The organism is Novosphingobium huizhouense (assembly GCF_020179475.1).
Classification (GTDB): domain Bacteria; phylum Pseudomonadota; class Alphaproteobacteria; order Sphingomonadales; family Sphingomonadaceae; genus Novosphingobium; species Novosphingobium huizhouense.
This window is the reverse complement of sequence record NZ_JAILXZ010000003.1, coordinates 1-26246: the sequence shown is the minus strand read 5'-3', so window position 1 is coordinate 26246 and position 26246 is coordinate 1. Positions and strand designations below refer to the sequence as shown.

Annotated in this window: 27 protein-coding genes; 15 read left to right on the top strand and 12 right to left on the bottom strand. The window is 67.9% G+C overall.

The features are described 5' to 3' along the window. Positions 1-118: 118 nt before the first annotated feature. Complete coding sequence (locus K3A85_RS12100) at positions 119-2014, bottom strand: patatin-like phospholipase family protein (RefSeq protein ID WP_225206782.1); 1896 nt, start codon at positions 2012-2014, stop codon at positions 119-121. Between the two features lie 240 nt (positions 2015-2254). On the opposite strand from K3A85_RS12100, the gene K3A85_RS12095 reads away from it, so the two are divergent. From K3A85_RS12095 to accC, 5 genes are all read left to right on the top strand, one after another. Next, the gene (locus K3A85_RS12095) at positions 2255-2542 is read left to right on the top strand and encodes a 3TM-type holin (protein ID WP_225206781.1); all 288 of its coding nucleotides are present in this window, start codon (positions 2255-2257) and stop codon (positions 2540-2542) included. A gap of 146 nt (positions 2543-2688) precedes the next feature. Next, positions 2689-2988: a carbohydrate porin gene (locus tag K3A85_RS12090; protein WP_225206780.1), complete on the top strand. Its 300-nt coding sequence runs from the start codon at positions 2689-2691 to the stop codon at positions 2986-2988. A 69-nt stretch (positions 2989-3057) separates the two neighbouring features. Then, positions 3058-3492, top strand: a complete 435-nt coding sequence (gene aroQ, locus K3A85_RS12085) for a type II 3-dehydroquinate dehydratase (protein WP_225206779.1) — start codon at positions 3058-3060, stop codon at positions 3490-3492. Between the two features lie 113 nt (positions 3493-3605). After that, positions 3606-4109, top strand: coding sequence for an acetyl-CoA carboxylase biotin carboxyl carrier protein (gene accB, locus K3A85_RS12080; RefSeq protein ID WP_225206778.1), 504 nt, complete (start codon positions 3606-3608; stop codon positions 4107-4109). A gap of 10 nt (positions 4110-4119) precedes the next feature. Further along, positions 4120-5466 carry an acetyl-CoA carboxylase biotin carboxylase subunit gene (gene accC, locus K3A85_RS12075; protein ID WP_225206777.1) on the top strand — a complete coding sequence of 449 codons (1347 nt, stop codon included), beginning with the start codon at positions 4120-4122 and terminating at the stop codon, positions 5464-5466. A 58-nt stretch (positions 5467-5524) separates the two neighbouring features. On the opposite strand, the gene K3A85_RS12070 is transcribed toward accC, so the two are convergent. Both K3A85_RS12070 and gshB read right to left on the bottom strand, forming a co-directional pair. Beyond that, positions 5525-6127 carry a DedA family protein gene (locus K3A85_RS12070; RefSeq protein ID WP_225206776.1) on the bottom strand — a complete coding sequence of 201 codons (603 nt, stop codon included), beginning with the start codon at positions 6125-6127 and terminating at the stop codon, positions 5525-5527. A 166-nt stretch (positions 6128-6293) separates the two neighbouring features. Next, a complete protein-coding gene (gene gshB / locus K3A85_RS12065; protein WP_225206775.1) occupies positions 6294-7241 on the bottom strand; it encodes a glutathione synthase in 948 nt (315 codons plus the stop codon). A 118-nt stretch (positions 7242-7359) separates the two neighbouring features. Between gshB and K3A85_RS12060 the strand changes: the two genes are divergently transcribed. Then, entirely contained in the window at positions 7360-7521 is a 162-nt protein-coding gene (locus K3A85_RS12060) for a hypothetical protein (protein WP_225206774.1), read from the top strand. A gap of 10 nt (positions 7522-7531) precedes the next feature. Here the strand turns inward: K3A85_RS12060 and K3A85_RS12055 are convergent, their stop codons facing one another. Both K3A85_RS12055 and rsmI read right to left on the bottom strand, forming a co-directional pair. Beyond that, positions 7532-7894, bottom strand: a complete 363-nt coding sequence (locus K3A85_RS12055) for a YraN family protein (RefSeq protein WP_225206773.1) — start codon at positions 7892-7894, stop codon at positions 7532-7534. Further along, positions 7891-8724, bottom strand: coding sequence for a 16S rRNA (cytidine(1402)-2'-O)-methyltransferase (rsmI, locus tag K3A85_RS12050; RefSeq protein ID WP_225206772.1), 834 nt, complete (start codon positions 8722-8724; stop codon positions 7891-7893). The genes K3A85_RS12055 and rsmI overlap by 4 nt, the downstream gene beginning before the upstream one ends. A gap of 40 nt (positions 8725-8764) precedes the next feature. Here rsmI and K3A85_RS12045 point away from each other — a divergent pair, with 40 nt between their 5' ends. Together K3A85_RS12045 and parE are read left to right on the top strand one after the other, a co-directional pair. Next, positions 8765-9919: a penicillin-binding protein activator gene (locus K3A85_RS12045; protein ID WP_225206771.1), complete on the top strand. Its 1155-nt coding sequence runs from the start codon at positions 8765-8767 to the stop codon at positions 9917-9919. A 106-nt stretch (positions 9920-10025) separates the two neighbouring features. Then, complete coding sequence (parE, locus tag K3A85_RS12040; RefSeq protein ID WP_225206770.1) at positions 10026-12038, top strand: DNA topoisomerase IV subunit B; 2013 nt, start codon at positions 10026-10028, stop codon at positions 12036-12038. 48 nt (positions 12039-12086) lie between these two features. Here parE and K3A85_RS12035 read toward each other — a convergent pair whose 3' ends face one another. The 3 genes from K3A85_RS12035 to K3A85_RS12025 all read right to left on the bottom strand — a co-directional run bounded on the left by K3A85_RS12035 (position 12087) and on the right by K3A85_RS12025 (position 13834). Beyond that, positions 12087-13082: a hypothetical protein gene (locus K3A85_RS12035; protein ID WP_225206769.1), complete on the bottom strand. Its 996-nt coding sequence runs from the start codon at positions 13080-13082 to the stop codon at positions 12087-12089. Beyond that, on the bottom strand, positions 13079-13417 hold the full coding sequence (locus K3A85_RS12030) for a hypothetical protein (RefSeq protein WP_225206768.1): 339 nt from the start codon (positions 13415-13417) through the stop codon (positions 13079-13081). Before K3A85_RS12030 ends, K3A85_RS12035 begins: the two co-directional genes overlap by 4 nt. Before the next feature lie 186 nt (positions 13418-13603). After that, the gene (locus tag K3A85_RS12025) at positions 13604-13834 is read right to left on the bottom strand and encodes a hypothetical protein (RefSeq protein ID WP_225206767.1); all 231 of its coding nucleotides are present in this window, start codon (positions 13832-13834) and stop codon (positions 13604-13606) included. Between the two features lie 179 nt (positions 13835-14013). Here K3A85_RS12025 and K3A85_RS12020 point away from each other — a divergent pair, with 179 nt between their 5' ends. Then, on the top strand, positions 14014-16044 hold the full coding sequence (locus K3A85_RS12020) for a calcium-binding protein (protein ID WP_225206766.1): 2031 nt from the start codon (positions 14014-14016) through the stop codon (positions 16042-16044). A 52-nt stretch (positions 16045-16096) separates the two neighbouring features. Here the strand turns inward: K3A85_RS12020 and K3A85_RS12015 are convergent, their stop codons facing one another. Beyond that, a complete protein-coding gene (locus tag K3A85_RS12015) occupies positions 16097-16891 on the bottom strand; it encodes a hypothetical protein (RefSeq protein ID WP_225206765.1) in 795 nt (264 codons plus the stop codon). A gap of 187 nt (positions 16892-17078) precedes the next feature. On the opposite strand from K3A85_RS12015, the gene K3A85_RS12010 reads away from it, so the two are divergent. From K3A85_RS12010 to K3A85_RS12000, 3 genes are read left to right on the top strand one after another with little or no spacing between them, the layout of a single operon-like run. Then, on the top strand, positions 17079-17921 hold the full coding sequence (locus K3A85_RS12010; RefSeq protein WP_225206764.1) for an AAA family ATPase: 843 nt from the start codon (positions 17079-17081) through the stop codon (positions 17919-17921). 24 nt (positions 17922-17945) lie between these two features. Then, positions 17946-18398, top strand: coding sequence for a GFA family protein (locus K3A85_RS12005; protein ID WP_225206763.1), 453 nt, complete (start codon positions 17946-17948; stop codon positions 18396-18398). Between the two features lie 4 nt (positions 18399-18402). After that, positions 18403-19584, top strand: a complete 1182-nt coding sequence (locus tag K3A85_RS12000; RefSeq protein WP_225206762.1) for a vWA domain-containing protein — start codon at positions 18403-18405, stop codon at positions 19582-19584. Between the two features lie 108 nt (positions 19585-19692). Here the strand turns inward: K3A85_RS12000 and K3A85_RS11995 are convergent, their stop codons facing one another. From K3A85_RS11995 to K3A85_RS11985, 3 genes are all read right to left on the bottom strand, one after another. Continuing rightward, the gene (locus K3A85_RS11995) at positions 19693-19974 is read right to left on the bottom strand and encodes a DUF427 domain-containing protein (RefSeq protein ID WP_225206761.1); all 282 of its coding nucleotides are present in this window, start codon (positions 19972-19974) and stop codon (positions 19693-19695) included. Between the two features lie 116 nt (positions 19975-20090). Continuing rightward, positions 20091-21293, bottom strand: coding sequence for an exo-beta-N-acetylmuramidase NamZ family protein (locus K3A85_RS11990; RefSeq protein WP_225206760.1), 1203 nt, complete (start codon positions 21291-21293; stop codon positions 20091-20093). Then, positions 21290-21832, bottom strand: a complete 543-nt coding sequence (locus K3A85_RS11985) for a DOMON-like domain-containing protein (protein ID WP_225206759.1) — start codon at positions 21830-21832, stop codon at positions 21290-21292. The genes K3A85_RS11990 and K3A85_RS11985 overlap by 4 nt, the downstream gene beginning before the upstream one ends. 47 nt (positions 21833-21879) lie before the next feature. Here K3A85_RS11985 and tyrS point away from each other — a divergent pair, with 47 nt between their 5' ends. The 3 genes from tyrS (at position 21880) to K3A85_RS11970 (ending at position 25956) form a co-directional block, all read left to right on the top strand. Continuing rightward, entirely contained in the window at positions 21880-23109 is a 1230-nt protein-coding gene (gene tyrS / locus K3A85_RS11980; RefSeq protein ID WP_225206758.1) for a tyrosine--tRNA ligase, read from the top strand. 120 nt (positions 23110-23229) lie between these two features. Then, the gene (locus K3A85_RS11975) at positions 23230-23568 is read left to right on the top strand and encodes a PilZ domain-containing protein (protein WP_225206757.1); all 339 of its coding nucleotides are present in this window, start codon (positions 23230-23232) and stop codon (positions 23566-23568) included. A gap of 219 nt (positions 23569-23787) precedes the next feature. Then, a complete protein-coding gene (locus K3A85_RS11970; RefSeq protein ID WP_225206756.1) occupies positions 23788-25956 on the top strand; it encodes a TonB-dependent receptor in 2169 nt (722 codons plus the stop codon). Positions 25957-26246 lie beyond the last annotated feature (290 nt).

The window sequence follows — 26246 nt, the reverse complement described above, 5'->3', positions numbered from 1 at the left end:
GTTCCCGCCTTCCTTGTCGAACCTCACTTGCGCCTTTTTGGAAGGTGCAACGATGCGCTGGCGCGGTCCCACCGGCATCGAGGGGAAGCCGATGGCGCGCGATGCGGCGAACGCGATGTCAGCGCGGCAATCCCTCCTCGCTCAGCAGGCGGTGTTCGCACAGCGCCTGCTCGATGGTTGCAGCAGCACTCTTCGCCGCCTTCCGCGACGCCCAGCCGCCGAATGCGCCCCACCCCATATCGAAGATGGCCTTGCCGCCTCCCGGGCCAAGGGTGGCAACGCTCCGCGAGACGACCGCGCGGATGCGCCGTTCGATCGGCTTGCGCAGTTGCGCGACATCGCAGGCATCGACCGGCCAGTCCGGCTTCTCCGCGCGCGGCGAGGACACGTAGAGCGGAACGATTGCCCGCCCCCGCGCGCTGTCGCCCTCCATCGTCTCCGGTTCCTCCTCGAACAACCAGGTCCGCGCCCCCTGATTGTCGACCACCGGGATGCGGAAGTACGTCTCGAGGAACGAGCGGCAGTTCTCCCGCCCCAGCATGAAGTCGTGGTGGCGATAGGCTTTGCTGAGGAAGCCGGAAAACCCGCCGAGCGCGCCGCTCGCCAGCGCCGCCCCGCCCGTATAGTTGCCGCCACCTGCGCTCTGGGGCCGGTCGCGCCCGCTCGGGCTGATGATGAACCGGCTGTAGACGGTGCTGTCGAGCGCCAGCCGCACGTCCTCGGGATGGAACCGCCCTTGGTTCTTCATCGCCGCGATCACTCCGCCCGCCAGCGATATCAGGGTCTCGTCCTCGGCGCGGGCAAAAGCGTCCTTCCTGCCCGTCGCCTGGCCGGCCTTCGCCGCGCAGGCAGGAGCCTCCTGCGCAGCAAGGCGTGCCTTGACCGCCGGTGAATCCGGGAACGGGTCGACCATGATCAGCGCGCGGCACGCCTTGGCCGCGTCGCGCGGATTGCGCCCGAGGATCCCCGCAAGCTCGACCCGCGCCCATTCGAGCGGCTCGTTGTCGATCACCCCGCCGTCGGCCGAGGCGTAGCTGTACCCGGCGATCGCGCCACGGTCGTCGACGAGGTGCCGCACGCGTCCGTCGACGCGGTAGTCGATCCCGCTCGGCTCTCCCGCCACCGGGCAGGAAATCTGGGCGTGGTCGGGGAAGAAGGTTGCGTCGAACAGGCCCTTCAGCGGCACGATCGTGCGCGCGCGCAAGGCCAGCGGGAACGATCCCGTGGCGAGCGCCGCCTCGCCCAGCATCTGCCATGCCGGATCGTCCAGCCGCGCCTCGCGGCAGAGGTTGACCTCGTCGGCCCGCGCCTCGGTGTTGCCGCGCAGCTTCACGCTGAACCGGGCAAGGTCCGCGTGGCTGGTCATCGCATAGCTCGCCCCGGCATTGCCGTCGAAGTCGAAGCTGTAGGGAACGCCGCGCAGGTTGGTGATGGTGAAGCACAGCTTGAGCCGGTCGTCCAGCCAGGTCCGGTCGCAGATCTGGAAGCCGGCGCCGGCCCGCTGCGGAAACGACAGGATCTGGTCGCGCGCCTCGTCGAGCGCGGTGCAGTCGAGCAGCGAGCGCGGCGGCCCTTCGAACTCGGCGAGGTCGCGAAGGCCCAGCAGCCGGTCCATGTCGACCCCTTCGACCCAGCCGGCATAGAAAGGATTGCCGGTCGCGGTGTTTGGCGCAGGCCACCCGGTCACGTGCGGGAAGCGCCGCTGCGCGGCGGCGGCGAACATCGCTCCCGACATGCCGCCGGCCGAAGCCCCGCTGATGACCTGGACCACCACGCGGTGCCGCTTGGCGGCGCCGGGCTTGTCCGCAGCGATGTCCTCCAGGCGTTTGGCTTCGTAGGCGTCGAGCGCCTCGAACAGGAAGTCGAGCACGCCGCCGATATAGGCCCCGGCCGAAACCGCGCCCGCGAGCACCAGCCCGATCTCGAACGTCCTCGGCGCCTCGCCGGGGGGCGCCGGCCACACCGGCGGGCCACACGACGCATTGTAATCCTGATACTTTTGCGGATTTGCCATGGCCTTCGCTCCGTCCTGCCACAAATGGCTGCGGAACCGGCGGCTTTCCCTTGCCGATTCCCGATTGCGAACGTCCCGGGCCTCAAGAAGATCATAGCTCCCGGCAGCGATCAACCCGGACGGGGCGCCGCTGCGACAGTCGAACCCTGACATGTCTGGAATTGAACGCGTTTTTATTTTCCTACAGATCTCGTCGCGAATATGTGGGACGACATCCTGTGTTCGATCGGAAAGCACGCGATGTCTGGTGACCGACTTGCAACCTCGGAGAGCTCCTGCGCCGTTCCGCGCGACGTCTGGGTCGAACGCGCGCGACCGACGTTTCTCTACGTCATGTATGGCCTCATCCTGTGGTCGATCCCGCTGGGCCTGCTCGCCGCGGTTCGCCCCGACCTCGCCGCTGCCGTGACCAGGGCGATGAGCGCCTACTTCAACGGGCTGCCCGAACCGCTCTACGCGCTGTTCGGCACGGGGTACGTCGGCTATACCGTCGCGCGCCAATGGGGAAAGGCGCAGGCGCGGCCGTGACCTCTGCCTCGGCAAATCTCCTCAGGGGGTGACGAAGCCTGGTTAGTTTCAGGTAACTTTTTCCTGCTAGACCCGTCCGCACGATGGACAGCCGCCGCCTCTTGCCGCGTTCAACCGGCCCCCGGTTCCCCGCCCTGCGCAGTGCCTTGGCGGGCCTCGCGGTCGCGATGCTGCTCTCGGGGTGCAACCGCGCGCCGCAGGATGATCGCGTCGCAGCGCTCGAACAGCGCCTCACCGCGGTCGAGCAGCGCGCCGAGGCGGCCGAGAAGCGCGCCAGGAGCGCCGAGGAAATGGCCCGCCACGCCGCGCCCAATCCTTACGTCAGCAACGACGCGTTCCCCGAGCCCGATCCCGACGTCAACCAGGTTACCGACCCGACGAGCGAGGATCCGCAGTTCCAGAACGGCGTCGCCCCGCCGCCCGCCCCGGTCATCCCCAACGGCTGAACTTGCGCGGCGACGGCAGCGGTGCGAAGAAGCGCCCCCGCTTATTCGCGCCAGCAAGGTGATCGCTTCGTGACCCAGACCGTCTACGTTCTCAACGGGCCCAACCTCAACCTGCTCGGCCTGCGCGAGCCCGAGATCTACGGCACGCAGACGCTCGACGACATCGCCGGGCTGCTCGAGGACCGCGCCCGCGAGCTCGATCTCGAGATCGACATGCGCCAGTCGAACCACGAAGGCCACCTCGTCGACTGGATGCATGAAGCGCAGGCCACCGGGGCACAGGCGGTGCTGCTCAACGCCGGCGCCTATACCCACACCTCGATCGCGCTCCACGATGCGATCAAGGCGATCCGCACCCCGGTGATCGAGGTTCACCTCTCGAACCCGCACGCGCGCGAGGGTTTCCGACACAAGTCCTACGTCGGCATGGCGGCGAAGGGCACGATCGCCGGGTTCGGCGCGACCGGCTACCTGCTCGCGCTCGAGGCGGCCGCGCGGCTCTGAAAACCCGGGTCGACACGAGTTTTCCACCCGACGGACAGCGCTTTCTCTTGCCACTAGGGACAAGCGCGGGCATGGCGCGCAGCTTGAATTCACCAATCCCGCGAGGACAGAACATGGGTAACGACCGCGGCGACCAGGGCCGGTCCGACAACGCCGGCACCATGGCGATCGACAGCGCGCTGGTGCGCGAACTCGCCGAGCTGCTGGCCGACACCGGCCTTTCCGAAATCGAGGTCGAGGACGGCGACCGCAAGATCCGCGTCGCGCGCACGCTGACCGCCGCCGCCGCGCCGGTCGCCTATGCCGCGCCCGCGCCGGCCGCAGCGCCGGCCCCCGCCGCCGCGCCGGCCGCTGCTGCCGAAACCGCGCCCGCGGCGGACCACGCCAACGCGATCAAGTCGCCGATGGTCGGCACGGCCTACCTCGCCGCCGAACCCGGCGCGCCGAACTTCGTCTCGGTCGGACAGAGCGTGAAGGCGGGCGAAACCCTGCTGATCATCGAGGCGATGAAGGTGATGAACGCGATCACCGCGCCTGCCGCCGGCACGGTCAAGGCGATCCTCGTCGAGAACGCGCAGCCGGTCGAATTCGACCAGCCGCTGATCGTGATCGCGTAAGGCCGCCCGAATGGCCATCAAGCGCCTGCTGATCGCCAACCGCGGCGAGATCGCGCTGCGCATCCACCGCGCCGCGCACGAAATGGGCATCGAAACGGTGGCGGTCCACTCCACCGCCGATGCCGATGCCATGCACGTCCGCCTCGCCGACCAGGCGGTCTGCATCGGCCCGCCCGCGGCCAAGGACAGCTACCTCAACGTCGCGGCGATCATCTCGGCGGCCGAGATCACCGGCGCCGACGCGATCCACCCGGGCTACGGCTTCCTTTCCGAAAACGCCAAGTTCGCCGAGATCGTCGAGGCGCACGGGCTGATCTGGATCGGCCCCAAGCCCGAACACATCCGCACGATGGGCGACAAGATCGAGGCCAAGCGCACCGCCGGCGCGCTCGGCCTGCCGCTCGTGCCGGGGTCCGACGGCGCGGTCTCGGACGTCGAGGAAGCCAAGGCGATCGCCGAGGCAGCGGGCTATCCCGTGATCATCAAGGCCGCATCGGGCGGCGGCGGGCGCGGCATGAAGGTCTGCACCAGCCCCGACCAGCTCGAGACGCTGATCCAGCAGGCCGGCAGCGAAGCCAAGGCCGCGTTCGGCGATGCCACGGTCTACATCGAAAAGTACCTCGGCAACCCGCGCCACATCGAATTCCAGATTTTCGGCGACGGCAACGGCCAGGCCATCCACCTGGGCGAACGCGATTGTTCGCTGCAGCGCCGCCACCAGAAGGTGCTCGAAGAAGCGCCCTCGCCCGTCATCTCCGCCGCCGAGCGCGACCGCATGGGCGGCGTCGTCGCCAAGGCGATGGCCGACATGGGCTATCGCGGCGCGGGCACGATCGAGTTCCTGTGGGAAAACGGCGAGTTCTACTTCATCGAGATGAACACCCGCCTGCAGGTCGAACACCCGGTGACCGAAGCGATTACCGGCGTCGATCTGGTCCGCGAACAGATCCGCATCGCCGACGGCAAGCCGCTGTCGGTCAAGCAGGACGAGATCGAGTTCAAGGGCCACGCCATCGAATGCCGCATCAACGCGGAAGACCCCTTCACCTTCGCCCCCTCGCCGGGCCTGGTGAAGAGCTACCATGCGGCGGGCGGAATGCACGTGCGCGTCGATTCCGGGCTTTATGCCGGATACAAGATCCCGCCGTACTATGACTCGATGATCGCCAAGCTGATCGTCTACGGCCGCACCCGCGAAGGCTGCATCATGCGCCTTCGGCGCGCGCTGGAAGAAATGGTGATCGACGGGGTCAAGACCTCGATCCCGCTGCACCAGCGCCTGCTCAACGATCCGACGTTTCTCGATGGCGGCTACACCATCAAGTATCTTGAGGAATGGCTGGCCAAGGACGCCTGACCGCTCCGCAACGTACGACCGGATACGAAAGCCCCCGCCCTGTGCGGGGGCTTTTTTGTCAGTTCTCGCGCGGCTTCCAGCGCACCACGCGCCAGGCATAGACCAAGGCCAGCAGCAACATCCCCGCCGCCGCGACCGGCCCGGTGTATTTCTCCAGCGCGCCGAAGTTGCGCCCCAGATGCCAGCCTGCCCAGACCAGCACCGCGTTCCACACCGCCGTGCCGGCGAGCGTGAACACAAGAAACCGCACATGGCCCATCCGGGCGAGCCCAGCCGGCAGCGAGATCAGCGTGCGCATGAAGGGCGAAAAGCGCATCACGAACACCACCCACTGCCCGTGCTTCTGGAAGAACACCACCAGCCGCGCGACGTCGTGCCAGTCCATCGTCAGCCAGCGCCCGAAGCGGTCGACGAAGGGCTTCAACCGTTCGTAGCCCAGCGCACGGCCGAGCAGGAACCAGGCATAGTTCCCCAGCGTCGAGCCGACCGTGCCGGCGATCATAAGCGGCGCCACCGCCATGCGCCCATGCGCCACCGAAATGCCGCCGATGCCCATGATCACCTCGGACGGGATCGGCGGGAAGATGTTTTCAAGCGCCATCAGGAACGCGATGCCCCAATAGCCGCCACCTTCGATCAGGTGGAAGATCCAGTCGTTCATGGCTGGTGGAACACCTACAAGGGCCATCTTGATCCTCCCCGTTTGTGCTTCGCAAAAACAGGGAGGACCAGAAGAAGCCACACCGTTGCGGCAAGGTCCTCCCCGTTTTCACGAAGTGCAAATGGGGAGGTGGCCCGCCACAAGCGGGCCGGAGGGGTAACGAACTCTACAACCGCCCCTCGATCGCGTCCCAGATCATGCCCGCGACATCGGTCCCGTCGAACCGCTCGATCGCCACGATGCCGGTGGGCGAGGTCACGTTGATTTCGGTCAGGTACCTGCCGCCGATCACGTCGATGCCGACGAAGATCAGCCCCAGCCGCTTCAGTTCCGGCCCCAGCGCGGCGCAGATTTCCTGCTCCTGCGGCGTCAGCTCGGTCTTTTCGGCATAGCCCCCGACGGCAAGGTTCGAGCGGAATTCGCCCTCGCCCGGCTTGCGGTTGATCGCGCCCGCCACTTCGCCATCGACCAGCACGATGCGCTTGTCGCCATTGGCGACTTCGGGAAGGAAGGCCTGGACCATGTGCGGCTCGGGCCAGGTCTGGTTGAACACTTCGAACAGCGCGCCGAGGTTCTCGCCTTCTTCACCGACGCGGAAGATCGCCTTGCCGCCGTTGCCGTGGATCGGCTTGATCACGATCGCGCCGTGGCGTTTCTGGAAGGCGCGCACTTCCTCGACCGAGCGCGTCACCAGCGTCGGCGGCATGAAGCGGCGATAGTCGAGCACCATCACCTTTTCGGGCGCATTGCGCACGCTGCGGGGATTGTTGACCACCAGCGTCTCGCGCTCGATCCGCTCGAGCAGGTGCGTCGCGGTGATGTAGCCCATGTGAAACGGCGGGTCCTGCCGCATCAGCACCACGTCGACATCGCGGCCAAGGTCCAGCCGGCGGCGTTCGCCCGCGTGGTAATGGTCGCCCACCACCCGCTGCACCGTCACCGGATGCGCGTTCGCAATCAGGCGGTCGTCTTCGTCGAGGCTCAGCGCGCCGACGTCGTAGTGGAAGATCTCGTGCCCGCGCTCCTGCGCCGAAAGCATCAGCGCGAAGGTCGAATCCCCGGCGATGTTGATCGAAGGAAGCGGGTCCATCTGGACCGCGACGCGAAGGGTCATGGGGCAAGCACCTCAGTCAAAACTCTGATGCAGCCCTTAAGGCCGATTTGGAAGGCGTGCGACCAATTTCGCGCTGCCGCAAGACGCGGCGCTCCCCGCACAGGAAAAGGGACCTTCCATGCGCAAGATCATCACTGCCGTTGCCGCTGCCGCCGCCGTTATCGGCTTCAGCGCCGCCGCCGCCGCCAACCCCGCCCCGCACCCGACCGAGCACCCCAAGGACGACCACGGCGGCGACCACAAGGACGGCGAGCACAAGGACGAGCACAAGCCGCACTAAGCCTTAAGCGTCACGCGCCGGATTGCCCCACGTTGGCGATCCGGCGCGGCCATGCCCCGGGGGCGAGCAGGATCACGTCGATCTGCACGCCGTCCCCCGCCTTCGCGAACCGACCGACGAGCCCTTCGGCAGCGCGCGCCACGCGGCGCAGGCGGTAAGCGTCGGTCGCGGTGTCGAGCGCTTCCCTGCTCCGCCGCCACTTCACCTCGACGAAGGCCACCGTGCGCCCCTTGCGCGCGACGATGTCGATCTCGCCCGCACGGGTCCGCACCCTGCGCGCGAGGATGCGCCAGCCGGTCAGCCGCAGATACCAGCACGCGAGCGTCTCGCCCTTGCGCCCCTGCCGTTCGGCCTCGACGCGCCCGGCGGTCACTTCAGCTCCATCGCCCGCGCGTAGAGCGCCTTGCGGTCGAGCCCGAGCGCGCGCGCCACGCTGCCCGCCGCCTGGCTCACGCTCATCGTTTCGAGCGCCTCGCGCAAGGCGGCGTCGATGTCCGCCTCCTGCGGCGCGGCGGGCGCGGGCGGAGGCCCGGCCAGCAGCACGATCTCGCCCTTGGGCGGATGCGCGGTGTAGTGCGCCGCCAGCTCCTCGGCCGTGCCGGTGCGGCATTCCTCGTGAAGCTTGGTCAGTTCGCGCGCCACGGCGATCTCGCGCCCGGGCATGATCCGCGCCATCGCCTCGAGGCTGTCGACCAGCCGCGGCCCGGTCTCGTAGAACACCAGCGTCGCCGGCACCGCGGCAAGCTCGGCCAGCGCATCGCCCCGCGCCTTGTCCTTCGACGGCAGGAAGCCGGCGAACAGGAAGCGGTCGGTCGGCAGCCCCGCCAGCGTCAGCGCCACCACCAGCGCGCTCGGCCCCGGCAGGCTGGTCACCGCGATGCCGCGCTCGCGCGCGGTGCGCACCAGCTTGTAGCCCGGGTCCGAGATCAGCGGCGTGCCGGCGTCCGAAACCAGCGCGACCGGCTTTTCGCCCATCTCGGCCAGCAGCCGCTCGCGCGCCTCTTCGCTGGCGTGATCGTCGTAGCGCCGCATCGGGCGCTTGATTCCAAGATGATTCAGCAACTTGCCCGTGACGCGCGTGTCTTCGCAGGCTATCACCGCGCAAGCAGAGAGGACTTCGGCGGCGCGACGCGTCAGGTCGCCGAGATTGCCAATCGGCGTGGCGACAATGTAGAGCCCCGGCGGGAGCGAAGGCGTATCCATGCGCTTTCCCATGAACCGGGTCACGGGGAGCGGCAAGAGCATGAATGAAGGCAATCGGGCACGCGGCGGGTCGGTGACGCGGCGTTTTGCGGTTCTCGCGACGCTTTCGCTGCTGGCGGGCTGCGCGGTGATCCCCAAGACCGGCCCCGCGCCGGCGCCCAAGCCCACCGAAGTCGCGCCCGATTCCAACGTCCTGCCCACCGACGCCGACCGCCACCGCATCGCGCTGCTGGTGCCGATGACCGGCGCCAACGCCACCGTCGGCCAGGCCATCGCCAATGCCGCCACGATGGCGCTGCTCGACACCAACGCGCAAAGCCTGCGCATCACCACCTACGACACCGCCGCCGGGGCCTCGGCCGCCGCGAGCAAGGCGATCGGCGATGGCAACAAGCTGATCCTCGGGCCGCTGATGGCCGACGATGTCGCCGCGGTCGCGGCCGTGGCGCGGCCGGCGCGCGTGCCGATGATCACCTATTCGAACGACACCGCCATGGCCGCGCGCGACGTGTTCGTGTTCGGCCAGGCGCCGGGGCAGTCGGTCACCCGCGTGCTCCAGTATGCCCATGCCCACGGCGTCAACACGCTGGGCGCGATCATCCCGGCTGGCGACTACGGCCAGCGCGTCTCGGCCGCGCTCGGCCAGGCGGCGCGCGCCAGCGGCGTGACCGTCGGCGGCATCGAGACCTACGTGCGCACCAACACATCGGTGGGCAGCGCGATGCGGCGGGTGAAGACGCGGGGCAAGGTCGATGCGATCCTCATCGCCGACGGCGCGCGGATCGCGGTCATGGCCGCGCCCTTTGCCGCGGGCACGCAGCTGCTCGGCACCGAACTGTGGAGCGGCGAGGCCTCGATCGCCAAGAGCCCGGCGCTGAAGGGCGCGCTCTTCGCCACCGTCTCGGACCAGCGGTTCGGGCCGTTCGAGCGCTCCTACCGCGCCCGCTTCGGCGCCGCCCCGGCGCGCCTCGCCACGCTGGGCTACGATTCCGTGCTGCTCACGCTCAACATCGCCCGCAACTGGAAGCCTGGCGCGCCCTTCCCCATCGCGCGCATGTTCGATCCCGAAGGCTTCATCGGCACCGACGGGGTGTTCCGCTTCAACGACCTCGGCGTCGCCGAACGCGCGATGGAAGTGCGCCAGGTTGCGCCCGGCACCTTCGTCACCGTCAGCCCGGCGCCCGCGCGGTTCTAGGGGGCAATGCCCGCCTGCAGAGGCGGGCCGAGAAAGCTCGAAAAGGGCGGGATAAGGACAAGGCCCCGCTTGCGCGCGGAATCGCGGGTGTTCTATACCCGTTCCCATGTCCGATGACCTGTTCGACAAGCTCCCCGCCAGCACCCCTTCCGAAAGCTACGACGGTTCCGCGATCGAGGTGCTCGAAGGGCTCGAGCCGGTCCGCCGCCGCCCGGGCATGTACATCGGCGGCACCGACGAACGCGCGCTCCATCACCTCGCCGCCGAAGTGCTCGACAATGCGATGGACGAAGCGGTGGCGGGCCACGCCAACCGCATCGAAGTCGTACTCGAAGAAGCGCCGGGCAGCGCCGGGCAGCTGACGATCAGCGACAACGGACGCGGCATCCCGGTCGACGAACACCCGAAGTATCCGGGCAAGTCGGCGCTCGAAGTCATCCTCACCACGCTCCATTCGGGCGGCAAGTTCTCGGGCAAGGCCTATGCCACCAGCGGCGGCCTCCACGGCGTTGGCGTCAGCGTGGTCAACGCGCTGTCCACGCTCACCCGGATCGAGGTTGCCCGCAACAAGGAGCTTTACGCGCAGGAATTCAGCCGGGGCCTGCCCACCGGGCCGCTCCAGCGCATCGGCAATGCCCCCAACCGGCGCGGCACGCAGGTGACCTTCGTGCCCGATGCCGAAATCTTCGGCGAGGATGCGAAGTTCAAGCCGGCGCGCCTGTTCCGCCTCGTGCGGTCGAAGGCCTATCTCTTCGCCGGGGTCGAAATCCGCTGGAAGTGCGCCGCCAGCCTCGCCAGCGACGATGTGCCGGCCGAAGCGGTGTTCCAGTTTCCCGGCGGCCTTGCCGATCACCTCGCCGAACAGGTTTCGGGCCGCGAATGCGTCACCACGCTGCCCTTCTCCGGGCGGCAGGATTTCCCGGCCGGCCCCAATGGCGAGGAGATGGGCCGCGTCGAATGGGCCATCGCCTGGCCGCTGTGGTCCGACGGATCGTACTCCTGGTACTGCAACACCATCCCCACGCCCGATGGCGGCACGCACGAACAGGGCCTGCGCGCGGCGCTGACCAAGGGCATCCGCGCCTTCGGCGAACTCGTCGGCCAGAAGAAGGCCAAGGACATCGCGCCCGAAGACATGATCACCGGCAGCGAGATCATGCTGTCGGTGTTCATCCGCGATCCCCAGTTCCAGAGCCAGACCAAGGACCGCCTGACCAGCCCCGAAGCCGCGCGCCTGGTCGAAAACGCGGTGCGCGATCACTTCGACCACTTCCTCACCGACAACCTCGAACGCGGCAAGGCGCTGCTGGCTGCGGTGATGGAGCGCATGGACGAACGCCTGCGCCGCAAGCAGGAGCGCGAGGTCAAGCGCAAGACCGCCACCAACGCCCGCAAGCTGCGCCTGCCGGGCAAGCTGACCGACTGTTCGGGCGAAGGCGATGGCGAGACCGAGCTGTTCATCGTCGAAGGGGATTCGGCCGGCGGCAGCGCCAAGCAGGCGCGCGACCGCAAGACGCAGGCGATCCTGCCGATCCGCGGCAAGATCCTCAACGTCGCCAGCGCAACGGCGGACAAGATCCGCGCCAACAGCGAAATCGCCGACCTGGCGCTGGCCTTGGGCTGCGGCATGCGCAAGGACTGCAACCCGGACGCGCTGCGCTACGACCGCGTGATCATCATGACCGACGCCGATGTCGACGGCGCGCACATCGCCACGCTGCTGATGACGTTCTTCTTCCAGGAAATGCCCGAGCTGGTGCGCCGCGGCCATCTCTACCTCGCCCAGCCGCCGCTCTATCGCCTGACCAGCGGCAGCACCTCGGCCTATGCCAAGGACGACGCCCACCGCGCCGAACTGGAGCGCACGAAGTTCAAGGGCAAGAAGGTCGAAGTCGGCCGCTTCAAGGGCCTCGGCGAAATGAACCCGCAGCAGCTGCGCGAAACCACGATGGCGCCCGCCACGCGCAGCCTGATCCGCATCACGCTCCCGCCCGAATACGAAGGCCGCGCCGCCGTGAAGGACCTGGTCGACCGCCTGATGGGCCGCGACCCCGCCCAGCGCTTCATGTTCATCCAGAACCGCGCCAGCGAGATCGACCCCGAACTGATCGACGCGTGAGCGGGGGCGAGTTTACGAAGTCGCCAGGTGATCGCGTGAAAAATCGCTTCACTTAGCCGCCATCAAACACACCTTGATCGCATTCGAGATGATGCTGGCGGCACTAGCTGGTGGCGCAAGCTTGCCCAACTGCGCTGCATGATCGAGACAATCAGCGCTGGCCGACGTTTTCTTCGCATCGGCAAGGATTTGCGCCGCAACGCCGGTAGAAAAGCTCTTACCCAGGCCAACATCGCCGTGGACGCCATCGGCTCCGGTTTTCACCGAATTGTTGTTGCTGAAGGTACCATAGACAGACAGGGCGTCGTGGCGATTGCCATTCGGCTTTCCATCGGCATTGCCGGATACCTGCCGAATGCTCTCTGCCTGATCTTCGACGGCATCAATGGCTTTTGCCAGATCATCGGCAGCGTCTTTCGCTCGCTTTTTGGCGCTGTCGTACTCGAATGCTGCATTGCCGTTGGCTTTGACGAAGTTGCGCGCAGCGGCGACGCGTTCGGGTTCAGCGGAGCGCAACGCCTCTTCAACCGGCTGCGGAGACTGCTCAAGCGGCGGTGGCGGCTCATCGGCCTGCTGACCAGCAACAGTTGCGTCGAAAGTCTCGATTATTGCGCGGGCTCGTTCGAAATCCTTGAGGGTCTCGGCATTGCGCCGCTCCCGGGACTGCTCTGACACGAGGTTCGCGCGCGCACTTTCGACGGCCGCCTGCTTTTCCATCAGCTTTCGCGACTCGTCCCGCAACAGTTGCGACAGGTCCGAGGCGGTCTCGTTGGTGCCAGTGATTTCCGTGATCGGATAATCGCTTCTCTTGCATTCGACCCCGGGCTTGACCTCGCAGTGGCGGGCCTTCGTGACCGGAACATAGGCCGCGTCGGTCGCATCGACGCCGATCAGGAATTTGGCGCCCGGCGTCTCGGCGGTCCCCGAGGACAGGCCGACGCCGACCTTCACCGTCGAGACATAGACCATCGCCCCATGGTCGATGGTGCTGCACCCCGAAAGCACCAACGCACCCACGACCGGCCAGATTCTCCGACTGATCATTGTGATCCCCCCTTGCCCATGACACATAGCCGGTCCCCGCCAGCATTCTTCGCCAACACCGCTCGCAGCGCTTCGACATTTCCGGCGTGCGGCTCGATCAGCACGACCCGGCATGCTTGGGGATCGTAGACGAACACCCCTCGCTCGCGCAGGTAGCCCAAGGTCGGCCCGCCCGATCCCGGCACCAGCCCGAGCCCGCTCACGCTGTAGCCGATCGCGCCCGCGCCGTCCGCGGGCGCGACCTTCAGTACGCCGCCGCGCAACTGCAGCCGCGCGTCGCCTTCGATCCGGACGATGGTGCAGCCGCTGCAGAACTGCAGCAGAATAGCCCCCACCAGAAGACCAAATCTGTACGGCAATATCCGCCCGCCCTTCTCTCGGGCATGCTACTTGTTTTGACGATCCGACAAAAGACCGAATTTTCTTGTTGATCTTATGTAGTAACGGGTCTGCTTAATGTCGGATTTCGCGCGGAATTTTTTGATGACTCCGTGAACTCGCCCGTTACCGTCACTCGCCCCTCAATGCTTCAGATGCCCGCCCACCGCGCCGGCCAGCCGCTTCGATAGCGGCTCGCTCCCTTCCGCGCCGCGCTGGGCGAAGTGCATCAGCACCGCGGCGAGCACCGCCGCGATCAGCGCCTCGAGCTCGGCGCCCTGCAGGCGCCGGATCATCTTGTTGGCCTGCTTGCGCGGCTCCTTGGGCAGGCGGAACCCGTTGATCTTCTTGGGCAGCTTGAACGTCTTGGCCATGGTTGCGTCTCCTTTGCCCGATGGAACGCTCCGGAGGCGGCCCTGGCTCCCGCGCCACCTAGGCGCGCATTTCGGGATCACCATCGGCAACGGATGGCGCGAAGAGGCTTGTAACCATGGTTAATATGGTATTACTTCCCCCCTAATTGCCAATGTTGCAACAGGGGACGACTTTCATCATGGCAGTCATCATTGGAACAAGCGGAATAGACGATCTGGTCGGTACGGTCCTGTACGACTATATCTACGGCGGGCTCGAGGCGGACAAGATTTCCGGCGGCTTCGGCAACGACGTGATCTTCGGCGATCGGTCGAGCGGCGAATTCAGCACGCCCGCATCTGGCGGCGCCGATACGATCCGCGGCGGCGCAAACGACGACACGATCTATGGCGAGGCCGGAAACGACACGCTGTTCGGCGATTCGGGTAACGACCTGCTGTATGGCGGTGCCGGCGCCGACAAGTATTTCGGCGGAACCGGCAGCGACCAGTTCTTCGTCGGCACTGTCGATGACATGGCCGGGGACAGCATCGACGGCGGCGCCGGCATCGACAAGCTCGTCGCCGACTTCGGCGCGCGGGCCTCCGCCCTCACCTTCACCGCGCGCGATGCGAGGTTCAGCTACGCGGTCGCGGGCCTGACGGTGATCAACGTCGAGCAATACGACATCACCGGCACCGCCTTTGCCGACAAGTTGACCGGCTGGCGCAACGACGACATCCTCGCCGGCGGCGCCGGGGCCGACGTGCTCAAGGGCCTCGAAGGCGCCGATACCCTGCGCGGCGGCGAAGGCGCCGACGACCTTGCGGGCGGATCGGGCCGCGACGTGATCTACGGCGACGAGAGCGGCCAGGCCTTTGCCGACGTGATCCATGGCGATGCCGGCAACGACTATGCCGATGGCGGCGGCGGCAACGACAAGGTCTACGGCGGCACCGGGAACGACCAGCTCTACGGCGGCGAGGGCGACGATCTCGTGCTCGGCGAAGAGGGCATCGATACGCTCTACGGCGGCGCCGGGGCCGACACCCTCAAGGGCGGGGCGGGCGGCGACCTGATCTATGCGGGGTACGGCAACAGCTTCTACAACGGCGACACCGGCACCGAAAAGGACACGATCGACGCCGGCGACGACAACGACACCGTGGTGATCGGCGTCGGCGACAGCGCGCTCGGCGGCGCGGGCACCGACATCCTCGGCCTCAGCTTCAGCGCGAGCAGCACCGGGGTCGACTTCGCGTTCAAGACCGCCAGCACCACGCTCGCCAACGGCACCACCTTCGCCGGCTTCGAGGTCCTGCAGTTCGCCGGCGGGTCGGGCGCCGACACGGTCACCGGCGGCGACAACAACGACCTGCTCTACGGCGGCAGCGGCGCCGACGTGCTCAAGGGCGGCGCGGGCGCCGACTCGCTCGATGGCCAGGAAGGCGACGACCAGCTCTACGGCGGCGAAGGCGGCGACGTCCTGTCCGACAGCGGCATCACCGGCAACGACCGGCTCTACGGCGGCAACGGCAACGACTACCTCTACAACGGCGCCGGCACCGACACGCTCAACGGCGATGCCGGCGACGACATCATCTTCATGGGCGACTACGACGTCGCGGCCGATACCGCCAACGGCGGCGACGGGATCGACAAGGTCAGCTACGCCAACACCTACGTCTCGGTCGTCGTCGACCTCGCCAGCCGGGGCAAGAACGACGGCGGCGCGATCGGCGATCGCTACACCGGCGTCGAGAACCTCGAAGGGTCGGCGCTCGACGATCGCATCGCGGGCGACGCCAAGGCGAATTCTCTCGAAGGCAACAGCGGCGACGACACGCTCGACGGGCGCGGCGGCAACGACCGGATCGACGGCGGCACCGGGGCCGACGTGATGACCGGCGGAGACGGCGCCGACACCTTCGTGCTGCGCGCCGACTTCGTCTACTCGGGCGCGGGCTGGCAGGGCGACGAGATCACCGATTTCGTCCGCGGCACCGACAAGCTAGAGATCAACCGCTACGCGTTCGGGACCAATATGTCGTTCAGCGTCGGCCCCGGGATTTCCTCAGGGATGGACGCCACGCCGCACCTGCACTTCGATCCCGACAGCTCGCGGCTGTGGTTCGATCGCGACGGCAATCTCGACGATGGCGAGCCGATCCTCATCGCCACGCTCATCGGCGTGACCACGCTGGCGCTGAGCGACATCGTCATCATCTAGGCCGTGAACGCATAAGCACCCGCGCCGCTTCGGCCGGGTCCGCCGGCGCCGGCTAGCGGGCCTCTGCCGGAGGCGGAGCGCGGAAGTCGAAGCGGATGCGCACCCAGGTGCCGAGCTGCGGCTTGCCGTCGACGCGCGGCGGGCGGACCAGGAACTGCCAGGCCGCCTGCCGCAGCGCACGCGCGAGGCCCGAGCCCGGGGGCGATTCCGCCAGCTCGCGGCAATCCTCGACGTGGTAGTTCTCGATCGTGCGGCAGGCGATCATCGCCCACGAACCCGGCGGGCGCGCGGCCGGCAGGTAGGGGCCGAGTTCGGCGTCGCGCGGCTCGCGATACCACTGCGCGGCATAGAGCACCGCGCCGCCCGGCCCCTCGCCGACGCTGGGCGACGAGGCGCCGCCGCCCGCCTGCCCCGCGCCTGCCGAGGCGGCGGCCGGCGCGGCGGGCGCCATCCTGCCGATGTCGGCGGCGGCGAAATCCTTGCGGCTCATCACGATGAAGCCGGGCGGCAGCGCCGGGCTTTCGGCAGGCACGATCACCCGCGGCGGGATTCGCACCGCGCGGGCCACCGGTTCGGGCTGCGGCTGGACCGGCTGCTTCTGCGCCGCGGCCTTCCGCTTCTGCTCGGGCTTGCGCTCGCGGCTCTTCTCCTCGCCGCGCTCCTGGCTCAGGCTCACCGCGGTGAGCTCGCCCCGGCCTTCGCCGCCGAACTCGACGTAATCGCCCATCCGCACGACGATCGCGGCGAGCGCGAAGCACACCGCCGCGGCGAGCACGATCGCCCTCGGCCGGTCGCGTTTCGATGCGCCATAGCGCGAAGGGGCAGCCGCGGGGGCCTCGACATTCATCGCCCTGCGCCTAGACGGTCAATTCTGACAGGACAATGTACGGGCGATGAAGGGTGGGCAGGCGGCGCGCAAGAGTCACTTGCCAGCCGCCATCGGCCTGCTATCGTTTAACCAACCGATTAACTCACCCGACCACCGGCGCGGACGACCGCCGCCGCTACGACCAGAACAGAGCAAGGGACAGCCGATGCGCTTCGAAGGTACCCAGAACTATGTCGCCACCGACGATCTCAAGGTGGCGGTCAACGCCGCGGTGCTGCTGCGCCGCCCCCTGCTCGTCAAGGGCGAGCCCGGCACCGGCAAGACCGTGCTGGCGCACGAAATCGCCAAGGCGGTGGGCGCGCCGCTGATCGAATGGAACATCAAGTCCACGACCAAGGCGCAGCAGGGCCTGTACGAATACGACGCGGTCGCCCGCCTGCGCGATGGCCAGCTGGGCGACGAGCGCGTCCACGACATCCGCAACTATATCAAGAAGGGCAAGCTGTGGGAGGCGTTCACCGCGCCGCAGTTGCCCGTGCTGCTGATCGACGAGATCGACAAGGCGGACATCGAGTTCCCGAACGACCTGCTGCAGGAGCTCGACCGCATGAGCTTCGACGTCTACGAAACGCAGGAGCGGATCACCGCCCGGGAACGCCCGATCGTCGTCATCACCTCGAACAACGAGAAGGAACTGCCCGACGCCTTCCTGCGCCGCTGCTTCTTCCACTACATCAAGTTCCCCGACCGCGACACGATGCAGGCGATCATCGACGTCCACTTCCCCGGCATCCAGAAGACGCTCGTCACCAAGGCGATGGAAGTGTTCTACGAAGTGCGCGACGTGCCCGGCCTCAAGAAGAAGCCTTCGACCAGCGAACTGCTCGACTGGCTCAAGCTGCTGCTCAACGAGGACATGCCCTTGGACGTGCTGCAGAACCGCGACCCCACCAAGGCGATCCCGCCGCTGCATGGGGCCTTGCTCAAGAACGAGCAGGACATCATGCTGTTCGAACGGCTCGCCTTTATGGCCCGCCGCCCGAGCTGACGAAGGACGAGGAGCCGCCAGACGATGACCGCACCCTATTCCGGGCGCTGCGCCTGCGGCGCGGTCACGCTGGCGATTGCGGCCGAGCCTGCCGCGACGCGCCAGTGCTGGTGCCGCCAGTGCCAGCAGATCGCCGCCGGCGGGCCGACCCACAACGCGATCTTCCCGGCCGAAGCGGTGACGATCCACGGCGTGCTCGCCAGCAACACCTGGCGGGCGGCGAGCGGCAACACGCTCACCTTCCACTTCTGCCCCTCGTGCGGCACGCAGGTCTACGGCCAGAGCTCGGCGCGCCCGCATCTCAAGACCGTGCGCTTCGGCGCGCTCGACGCAGGCCACGGGCTGGAACCCGAAGTCGTGATCTGGACCGACGATGCCCCCGCCTGGGCGCAGATCGATCCGGCCCGCGAAAGCTGGCCCCAACAGCCGCCCGCCCCATCGCCGACCACGCCTCCCCTTCCCCCTTCAGGGACCTGAACCGATGTTCTTCAACTTCGTCGACGAACTGCGCGCGGCGGGCATTCCCGCCAGCTTCAAGGAGCACCTCGTGCTCCTCGAAGCGCTCGACAAGGACGTGATCGAGCAGACGCCCGAGGCGTTCTATTACCTCAGCCGCGCCACCTTCGTGAAGGACGAAGGCCTGCTCGACCGCTTCGACCAGGTCTTCAACAAGGTGTTCAAGGGCATCCTCACCGACTACGGCCAGCGCCCGGTCGACATTCCCGAGGACTGGCTCAAGGCGGTTGCCGAGAAGTTCCTCACCGAAGAGGAAATGGAGAAGATCAAGGCCATGGGCTCCTGGGAGGAGATCATGGACACCTTGAAGAAGCGGCTGGAGGAGCAGGAAAAGCGCCACCAGGGCGGCAACAAGTGGATCGGCACCGGCGGCACGTCGCCGTTCGGCAATTCGGGCTACAACCCCGAAGGCGTGCGCATCGGCGGCGAAAGCAAGCACGGCCGCGCGATCAAGGTCTGGGAAAAGCGCGAGTTCCAGAACCTCGACAACACCAAGGAACTGGGCACCCGCAACATCAAGGTCGCGCTGCGCCGGCTGCGCCGCTTCGCCCGCGAAGGCAACCCGGACGAGCTGGACCTCGAAGGCACGATCGAAGGCACCGCCAAGCAGGGCTGGCTCGACATCCGCATGCGCGCCGAGCGGCGCAATGCGGTCAAGCTGCTGCTGTTCCTCGACGTCGGCGGGTCGATGGACCCGTTCATCCGCATGGTCGAGGAACTGTTCAGCGCGGCCACGGCCGAGTTCAAGAACATGGAGTTCTTCTACTTCCACAACTGCCTCTACGAAGGCGTGTGGAAGGACAACAAGCGGCGCTGGTCTGAGCGGACCAAGACCTGGGACATCCTCCACAAGTACGGCCACGACTACAAGATCGTGTTCGTCGGCGACGCGGCGATGAGCCCCTACGAGATCAGCCACCCGGGCGGCAGCGTCGAGCACTTCAACGAGGAAGCGGGCGCGGTCTGGCTGCACCGCATCGCCCAGACCTACCCCGCGACGGTCTGGCTCAACCCTGTGCCCGAAAAGCAGTGGACCTATTCGCAGTCGACCAAGATGATCAAGGACATCCTCAACGGATCGATGTTCCCGCTGACCCTCGACGGGCTCGACGGCGCGATGCGCGAACTGACGCGCAAGAAGCATTGAGCCCCTCCGTCAGCCGCCTGCGGCGGCTGACGCCTCCCGTTTGTGCTGCGCAAAAACGGGGAGGATCGAGCATCGCCGTCGCGAAGCGAATGACGCAGGGGCAACCGCTTACCCGACCGTCACGCCCTTCCAGAACGCCACGCGCCCCCTGATCGCGCGCGCGGCCTCCTTCGGCTCGGCATAGTACCACGCCGCGTCCCGGTTTTCCGCGCCGTTCACGACCAGCGAGTAGTATTGCGCGGTCCCCTTCCAGGGGCAGACGCTGGTCGTCGCGCTCGGCTTCAGCACCCCCGGATCGACCGATTCCAGCGGAAAGTAGTGGTTGCCCTCCACCACCACCGTATCGTCGCTGCGCGCGATCACCGCGCCGTTCCACCGTGCCTCGACCATCGTCCGGACCTTTTCGCTTGCATCGCTGCTTGCGAACCTGCCCCAATCCACGTCGCGCAGCCAGTCGGGCGAAGGGGCATCGCGCTGCGCTCGCCCCGCGCCCGCGCCGGGCGGTCTCAATAGAGCAGGTACGGCGCGCGCGTCTCGATCCAGGCCTGCTCGTCGGGCCCGGCGACGCCGTCGAGGTCGGCCGGCGTGCTCGCCGCATCGTCGACCCACTCGCGCAACGCCGGGCCGCCGTTGATCACGTCGATGGCGAGCTTGTCGAACACGTACTCGTAAGCGAAATCGCGCCACAGCGGATAATCCGGGTAAAGCCGGCGGATCGCCTTGAACGCCAGCGCCTGCAACCGCCACGGGCGGAATGCGTGGTGATCGTAGAAGCGGCCCTCGGCATGGACCATCAGCGCGCTGCACAGCGTCTTGGCGTGCTTGTGGAAGGTCGGTTCGAACCAGCATTCGCGGATCGCGGCGCCGTCCATCCACTGCGGGGCGAACGTGCGCATCTCGGCCAGCACGGCCTTGGCGTCGATGTCGGGCGCGCCGAACAGCACTTCGAGCGGGCGGGTGGTGCCGCGCCCTTCCGAAACCGTCGCGCCTTCGATCATCACCGTGCCGGCATAGGCGCGCGCCATGTTGAGGCTTGCCGCGTTGGGCGACGGATTGACCCAGATGCGGCTCTCGGGCCAGCCGAATCCGGGGCCGCTTTCGGGCTGCCAGCCCTCCATCTCGACAACGCGGTAATCGACATCGAGCTTGAAGTGATCGACGAACCAGTGGCCCATCTCGCCCAAGGTAAGGCCATGGCGCATCGGCATCGGCCCGGCGCCCACGAAGCTTTCCCAGCCGGGCCGCAGCGTGGTGCCCTCGATCGGGCGGCCGGCGGGATTGGGCCGATCGAGCACCCACACCGCCTTGCCCGTGCCTGATGCGGCTTCGAGCAGGTAGAGCAGCGTGGTGACGAACGTGTAGATGCGGCAGCCGAGGTCCTGCAGATCGAACAGGAACACGTCGGCGCTGTCCATCATCCGCGCGGTGGGGCGGCGGACTTCGCCATAAAGGCTGAACACCGGGATGCCGTAGACCGGATCGAGCTCGTCGGCGGTTTCGACCATGTTGTCCTGCTTGTCCCCCTTCAGCCCGTGCTGCGGGCCGAAGGCGGCGGTCAGGTTCACGTCCGCCAGGCCGGCCAGCGCATCGAGCGAGTGGACCAGGCCTTCGGTAACCGAAGCGGGATGCGCGACAAGCGCGACGCGGCGGCCGGCGAGCGGCGCGCGCAAGGTGGGGTCCGCCAGCAGGCGGTCGATGCCGAACTTCATGGGTGCCCGGGTGCCGCAAGGTGGCCGTGGAAGCAAGCCGGGTCGTGGAAGTCGGGCGCCTCGCCCCCGTGCGCCATCGCCCAGTAGGACATGTGCCCGCCCTCCTCCTCGATCACCGCGGTCAGGCCATAGCGCGCCGGCAGCGGCGGCAGCGCGCTTGCCGGCAGCACGGCATCGCAGATCAGCACGTTCTGCCCGCGCCGCGGGGTGCAGACGGGCTGCGGCGCGACCGCCCGCTCGGCCATGCCGGCGCGCACGTCGGCAAAGGAATAGGCCGCCCAGCGCTCGGACGGGCTGAAGTTGAACTCGGCATAGGCCGGCGCGTCCGCCCCTTGCACGAACAGCTCGAAGCAGGTCGCCCGCCACAACCCGTCGGCGCGGCGCTTGCCCGCAAACGGCGGCACCACCAGCGCGGCGGCGCCTTCGACCCGCCAGCGGACGGAGAGCCAGTTTGCATCGAACCCGATGATCCGCGCCGAAACCGCCGCGACATGAAACGGCGGGCGTGCCGGGTGCGGTAAGAGCTCGAACGTTTCCAAGCGCGGATCTCCATGCTAGGCGCGCCGCCACCAGAAAGAAGGCCGCGATGACCCAATACCAGTCGACCCTGCTCCGCCTGCTCGAAGAGCGTGGCTACATCCACCAGCTGACCGATGCCGAAGGGCTCGATAAGCTGGCGAGCGCGGACGTGGTGCCGGGCTATATCGGCTTCGACGCCACCGCGCCATCGCTGCACGTGGGCTCGCTCGTGCAGATCATGATGCTGCGCCGCCTGCAGCAGGCCGGGCACAAGCCGGTGGTGCTGATGGGTGGCGGCACCACGCGGATCGGCGATCCGACCGGGCGCGACGAAAGCCGCAAGATGCTGTCGGACCAGACGATCGAGGACAACATCGCCTCGATCCGCCGCGTGTTCGACAAGCTGCTGACCTTTGGCGACGGCCCTACCGACGCGGTCATGGTCAACAACCACGACTGGCTGGGCAAGCTCGGCTACATCGAGCTGCTCCAGGAAGTCGGCACGCACTTCACCGTCAACCGGATGCTGACGTTCGATTCGGTCAAGCTGCGGCTCGACCGCGAACAGCCGATGACCTTCCTCGAATTCAACTACATGATCCTCCAGGGCTACGACTTCCGCCACCTGAACAAGGCGATGGGCGTGCGGTTGCAGATGGGCGGCTCGGACCAGTGGGGCAACATCGTCAACGGCATCGAGCTGACCCGCCGCAAGGACGGCAAGGAAGTGTTCGGCCTCACCACCCCGCTGCTGACCACCGCCGACGGCAAGAAGATGGGCAAGACCGCCGCTGGCGCGGTCTGGCTCAACGAGGACGCGCTGCCGGCCTGGGACTTCTGGCAGTACTGGCGCAACGCCGACGACCGCGACGTGGGCAAGTTCCTGCGCCTGTTCACCGACCTGCCGCTCGACGAGATCGCGCGGCTCGAAGCCTTGCAGGGCAGCGAGATCAACGCCGCCAAGGTCGTGCTCGCCAACGAAGTGACGCGGCTGGTGCGCGGGGAAGAGGCGGCGCGCGCCGCCGAATCGACCGCTGCGGCGACCTTCGCCGGCGGAGGCTTGGGCGAGGACCTGCCGAGTCTCGTCGTCGAGGGCGGAGACATCTCGATCGTCGATGCGCTTGTCGGGCTGGGTTTCGCCGCCAGCCGGGGCGAGGCAAAGCGGCTCGTGGCCGGCGGCGGGGCGCGCGTCGATGGCGCGTCGGTAACCGACGAATCGCACCGCATCGTGTTGACCGACAACGAGATTCGCGTGTCGTCGGGCAAGAAGAAGCACGGCGTGCTACGACCTCGTTAACGGAAGGATCCTGCCGCCTTCCGGCAACGGCCCGGCTTAAACATGCCGTCGCCTTTACGAAATATAAGCCAATATGGACCAAAAGCTTGGGCATCGAACGGCTCTGGTAAGGAGGAACGCGTGTCCGGGGGAGCTCAGCTTTCGGTCACCGACCAACGTCGCGCCACGCGACATCCGGTGAACATGCCGGTGATCGGCGAACATCGCCAGCTCGGCGACGTGATGCTGCAGATCATCAATATCTCGGCGACCGGCTTCATGACCGGCGGGGCGCTCGCGCTCGGCCGCGGCGAACGCGTCACCATCCGCCTGCAGGTGATCGGCCGGATCGAGGCGTTCCTCGTCTGGAACGATGGCGAGCGTGCCGGATGGCAGTTCGAACGGATCGTGCGCCAGGACGATTTCCTCAAGCTGATCAAGGCCCTCCAGCCCAACCCGCGGCTGCGCCAGAGCCGCTGAGCCAGCGGGCGGCGCGCCCTACTCACCCAGCGACCGCCCCCCTCCCCGACCTGTAGCGCCGCCCCGCCGACCCGCCCCACCGCCGCACTGCCGCGCCGCGGTCCCGTCACCGCCCGGCCACCGATCCCGCGCCCTTGTTGCGCGTCTCGTCGATCAGGTATTGATATATTGTATCATAGCGCTAGACAGCCGCGCAGAACAACAACCGCGGGTGCAGCCTTGATCTCCTCCTCTTCCCTGTTCCGTCCCGCCGGCGCTGCGCGCGCCCTTCCCCTTCGCGCCGCGCTGCTCGCCGGGCTGGCGTTCGGCGGCACGCTGCTCGCGCCGGCCGCGCGCGCCGCCACCGACGACAGCGCGCCGGTCGCCGGTGAAACCCCCGCGCACGCCGATCCCGCGCAGCCCGACGATGCCGGCCACCCCCAGATCATCGTGTCGGGCCGGCTGATCAGCGGCGATCGCGATGCGATCTCGGCGCCGGTGGTGCTGTCCGGCGATGCGCTCGCCCGCAACGTCGCGCCGCAGATCGGCACGATGCTGGCCAAGCTGCCCGGCGTCTCGACCAGCGGCTTCGCCCCCGGCGCCAGCCGCCCGGTGCTGCGCGGCTTCGACGGCCCGCGCGTGCAGGTGCTGACCGACGGCATCGGCTCGCTCGATGCGGCCTCGGTCTCGGCCGACCACGGCGTCGCGCTCGATACGCTCAACGTCGACCACATCGACGTGCTCCACGGCCCTGCGGTGCTGCTCTATGCCAGCGATCCGGCGGGCGGCGCGGTCAACGCGATCGACAAGCGCATTCCGCGCAGCGTGCCCGACAAGCCCGTCTCGCTCACCGCGCTCGGCTCCTACGACACCGCCGCCGATGCGGTGAACCTGGGCGCCGCCGCCGATATCGTCATCGCCCCGCGCCTCGTCGCGCATGTCGACGGCAGCTACAACCACGCCGGCGACGTCCGCATCGGCGGCTATGCGCTGTCGCCGCAGCTGCGCGCGCAGACGCTCGCCTCGGCCGCCGACCTTGCCGCCGCCGGCGACCAGGCGGGCGCCGACGACCTTGCCGCGCAGGCCGATCAGACCGGGCGGCTGCGCAATTCCTGGGCCAAGGGCTATACCTTCGGCGGCGGCCTCGCCTTCATCGATGCGGGCGGCAGCATCGGCCTGTCGGTGCAGCGCCTCGCCAGCGACTACGGCATCCCGCCGCGCCCCGAAGTCGGCAATTCCGACCCGGTCTCGCTGTCGCTGCGGCAGACCCGCTACGACCTGCGCGCCAGCCTCGACGCCGGCGGCTTCCTCGATCGCGTCGACCTGCGCGCGGCCTATGGCGACTACACCCATGCCGAGCTCGACGCAGGCGTTCCGGCAACGCGCTTCTTCAACAAGGCGATCGAGAGCCGGCTCGACCTCATCCAGGCAAAGCACGGCGACTGGCGCGGCCAGAGCGGGGTCCAGGTCTCGACCCGGCGCCTCTCGGTGGTCGGCGACGAGCGCCTGATCCCCGATACGCAGACCGACCGCTTCGCCGTGTTCACCCGCCAGCAGCTGACGCTCGGCACGGTCGATCTCGAAGCCTCGGGCCGCTACGAGCATACCTCGGTCGCGACGATCGACAGCACGCAGTCCAGCCGGTTCGACCAGTTTTCGGGCGGGCTCGGGCTGGCCTGGCGCCCGGTCGAGAGCCTGACGCTGAGCCTTGCCGCCACCCACGGCGAGCGCGCGCCCTCGTCCGAGGAGCTCTACATCGACGGCATCCACGATGCGACGCAGTCCTACGAACGCGGCAACCCGGCTTTCCGCAAGGAGCGCTCGAACACGATCGAGGCGGGCGCGCGCTATCACGACGACCGCTTCGCCGCGGCCGTCACCGCCTATGCCACCGATTTCAAGGACTACATCGCGCCGCTGCCGACCGGCGCGCTGGTCGAAGGCTATCCGGTCTACCAGTTCACGCAGGTTCCCGCGAAGTTCCGCGGGCTCGAGGCCGAAGCCTCGGTCAAGGCGCTGCGCTGGGACAACGGCAGCACGCTGGGGATCGACGGCAGCGTCGATTATGTCCACGCCAGCCTGACCGGCCTTGGCGCCGCGCCGCGCATTCCCCCGTTGCGCGTGCGCGGCGGGATCGAGTTCGATTCCGACCGCTTCGACGCGCGCGCCGAGGCGGTGCACAACGCCCGGCAGACCCGCGTCGCGGCCAACGAGAACCCGACCGGCGGCTTCACCCTCGTCAACGCGAGCCTGACCTTCCGGCCGCAGGGCAAGGACGGCCCGCTCTCGCTGATCCTTTCGGGCGACAACCTGCTTAACGTCTCGGGGCGCCTCGCCACGTCGGAGACCCGCGACTTCGTGCCCATCGCCGGCCGCGACGTCCGGTTGACCGTCTCGCTCAAGATCTGAACCGCCACGGGCGCGCTCCCCTCGCATCCTCCCCTGCAAGGGGAGGGGGACCACCCGCAGGGTGGTGGAGGGGTATCGGCCCCGCGCCAGCCCCCGAGGAAGAAGGACGATCCTTCGACAAGCTCAGGATGGACGGGATTGGCACACCAAGGTCTGCCCTACCCCCGCCCGCCCTGAGCCTGTCGAAGGGCCGCCCTTCCTTCAGCACAACCCCCGAAGCCCCCCGCACCCCGCGCCGCATCCGCAAGGCCAAAGCCGGAAGACGTCCCGGGAGCGCGAGGGGCCCTGCC

Coding starts and splice junctions, on each gene's coding strand:
- K3A85_RS12100 (WP_225206782.1), bottom strand. CDS start 2,014: ATGGCAAATCCGCAAAAGTATCAGGATTACAATGCGTCGTGTGGCCCG.
- gshB (WP_225206775.1), bottom strand. CDS start 7,241: ATGACCCTTCGCGTCGCGGTCCAGATGGACCCGCTTCCTTCGATCAAC.
- K3A85_RS12070 (WP_225206776.1), bottom strand. CDS start 6,127: ATGAACGACTGGATCTTCCACCTGATCGAAGGTGGCGGCTATTGGGGC.
- K3A85_RS12010 (WP_225206764.1), top strand. CDS start 17,079: ATGCGCTTCGAAGGTACCCAGAACTATGTCGCCACCGACGATCTCAAG.
- accC (WP_225206777.1), top strand. CDS start 4,120: ATGGCCATCAAGCGCCTGCTGATCGCCAACCGCGGCGAGATCGCGCTG.
- K3A85_RS12045 (WP_225206771.1), top strand. CDS start 8,765: ATGAATGAAGGCAATCGGGCACGCGGCGGGTCGGTGACGCGGCGTTTT.
- K3A85_RS12060 (WP_225206774.1), top strand. CDS start 7,360: ATGCGCAAGATCATCACTGCCGTTGCCGCTGCCGCCGCCGTTATCGGC.
- K3A85_RS11995 (WP_225206761.1), bottom strand. CDS start 19,974: ATGGTCGAGGCACGGTGGAACGGCGCGGTGATCGCGCGCAGCGACGAT.
- tyrS (WP_225206758.1), top strand. CDS start 21,880: ATGACCCAATACCAGTCGACCCTGCTCCGCCTGCTCGAAGAGCGTGGC.
- K3A85_RS12005 (WP_225206763.1), top strand. CDS start 17,946: ATGACCGCACCCTATTCCGGGCGCTGCGCCTGCGGCGCGGTCACGCTG.
- parE (WP_225206770.1), top strand. CDS start 10,026: ATGTCCGATGACCTGTTCGACAAGCTCCCCGCCAGCACCCCTTCCGAA.
- K3A85_RS12025 (WP_225206767.1), bottom strand. CDS start 13,834: ATGGCCAAGACGTTCAAGCTGCCCAAGAAGATCAACGGGTTCCGCCTG.
- K3A85_RS12000 (WP_225206762.1), top strand. CDS start 18,403: ATGTTCTTCAACTTCGTCGACGAACTGCGCGCGGCGGGCATTCCCGCC.
- K3A85_RS12035 (WP_225206769.1), bottom strand. CDS start 13,082: ATGATCAGTCGGAGAATCTGGCCGGTCGTGGGTGCGTTGGTGCTTTCG.
- K3A85_RS11990 (WP_225206760.1), bottom strand. CDS start 21,293: ATGAAGTTCGGCATCGACCGCCTGCTGGCGGACCCCACCTTGCGCGCG.
- K3A85_RS12015 (WP_225206765.1), bottom strand. CDS start 16,891: ATGAATGTCGAGGCCCCCGCGGCTGCCCCTTCGCGCTATGGCGCATCG.
- K3A85_RS12095 (WP_225206781.1), top strand. CDS start 2,255: ATGTCTGGTGACCGACTTGCAACCTCGGAGAGCTCCTGCGCCGTTCCG.
- rsmI (WP_225206772.1), bottom strand. CDS start 8,724: ATGGATACGCCTTCGCTCCCGCCGGGGCTCTACATTGTCGCCACGCCG.
- accB (WP_225206778.1), top strand. CDS start 3,606: ATGGGTAACGACCGCGGCGACCAGGGCCGGTCCGACAACGCCGGCACC.
- K3A85_RS12020 (WP_225206766.1), top strand. CDS start 14,014: ATGGCAGTCATCATTGGAACAAGCGGAATAGACGATCTGGTCGGTACG.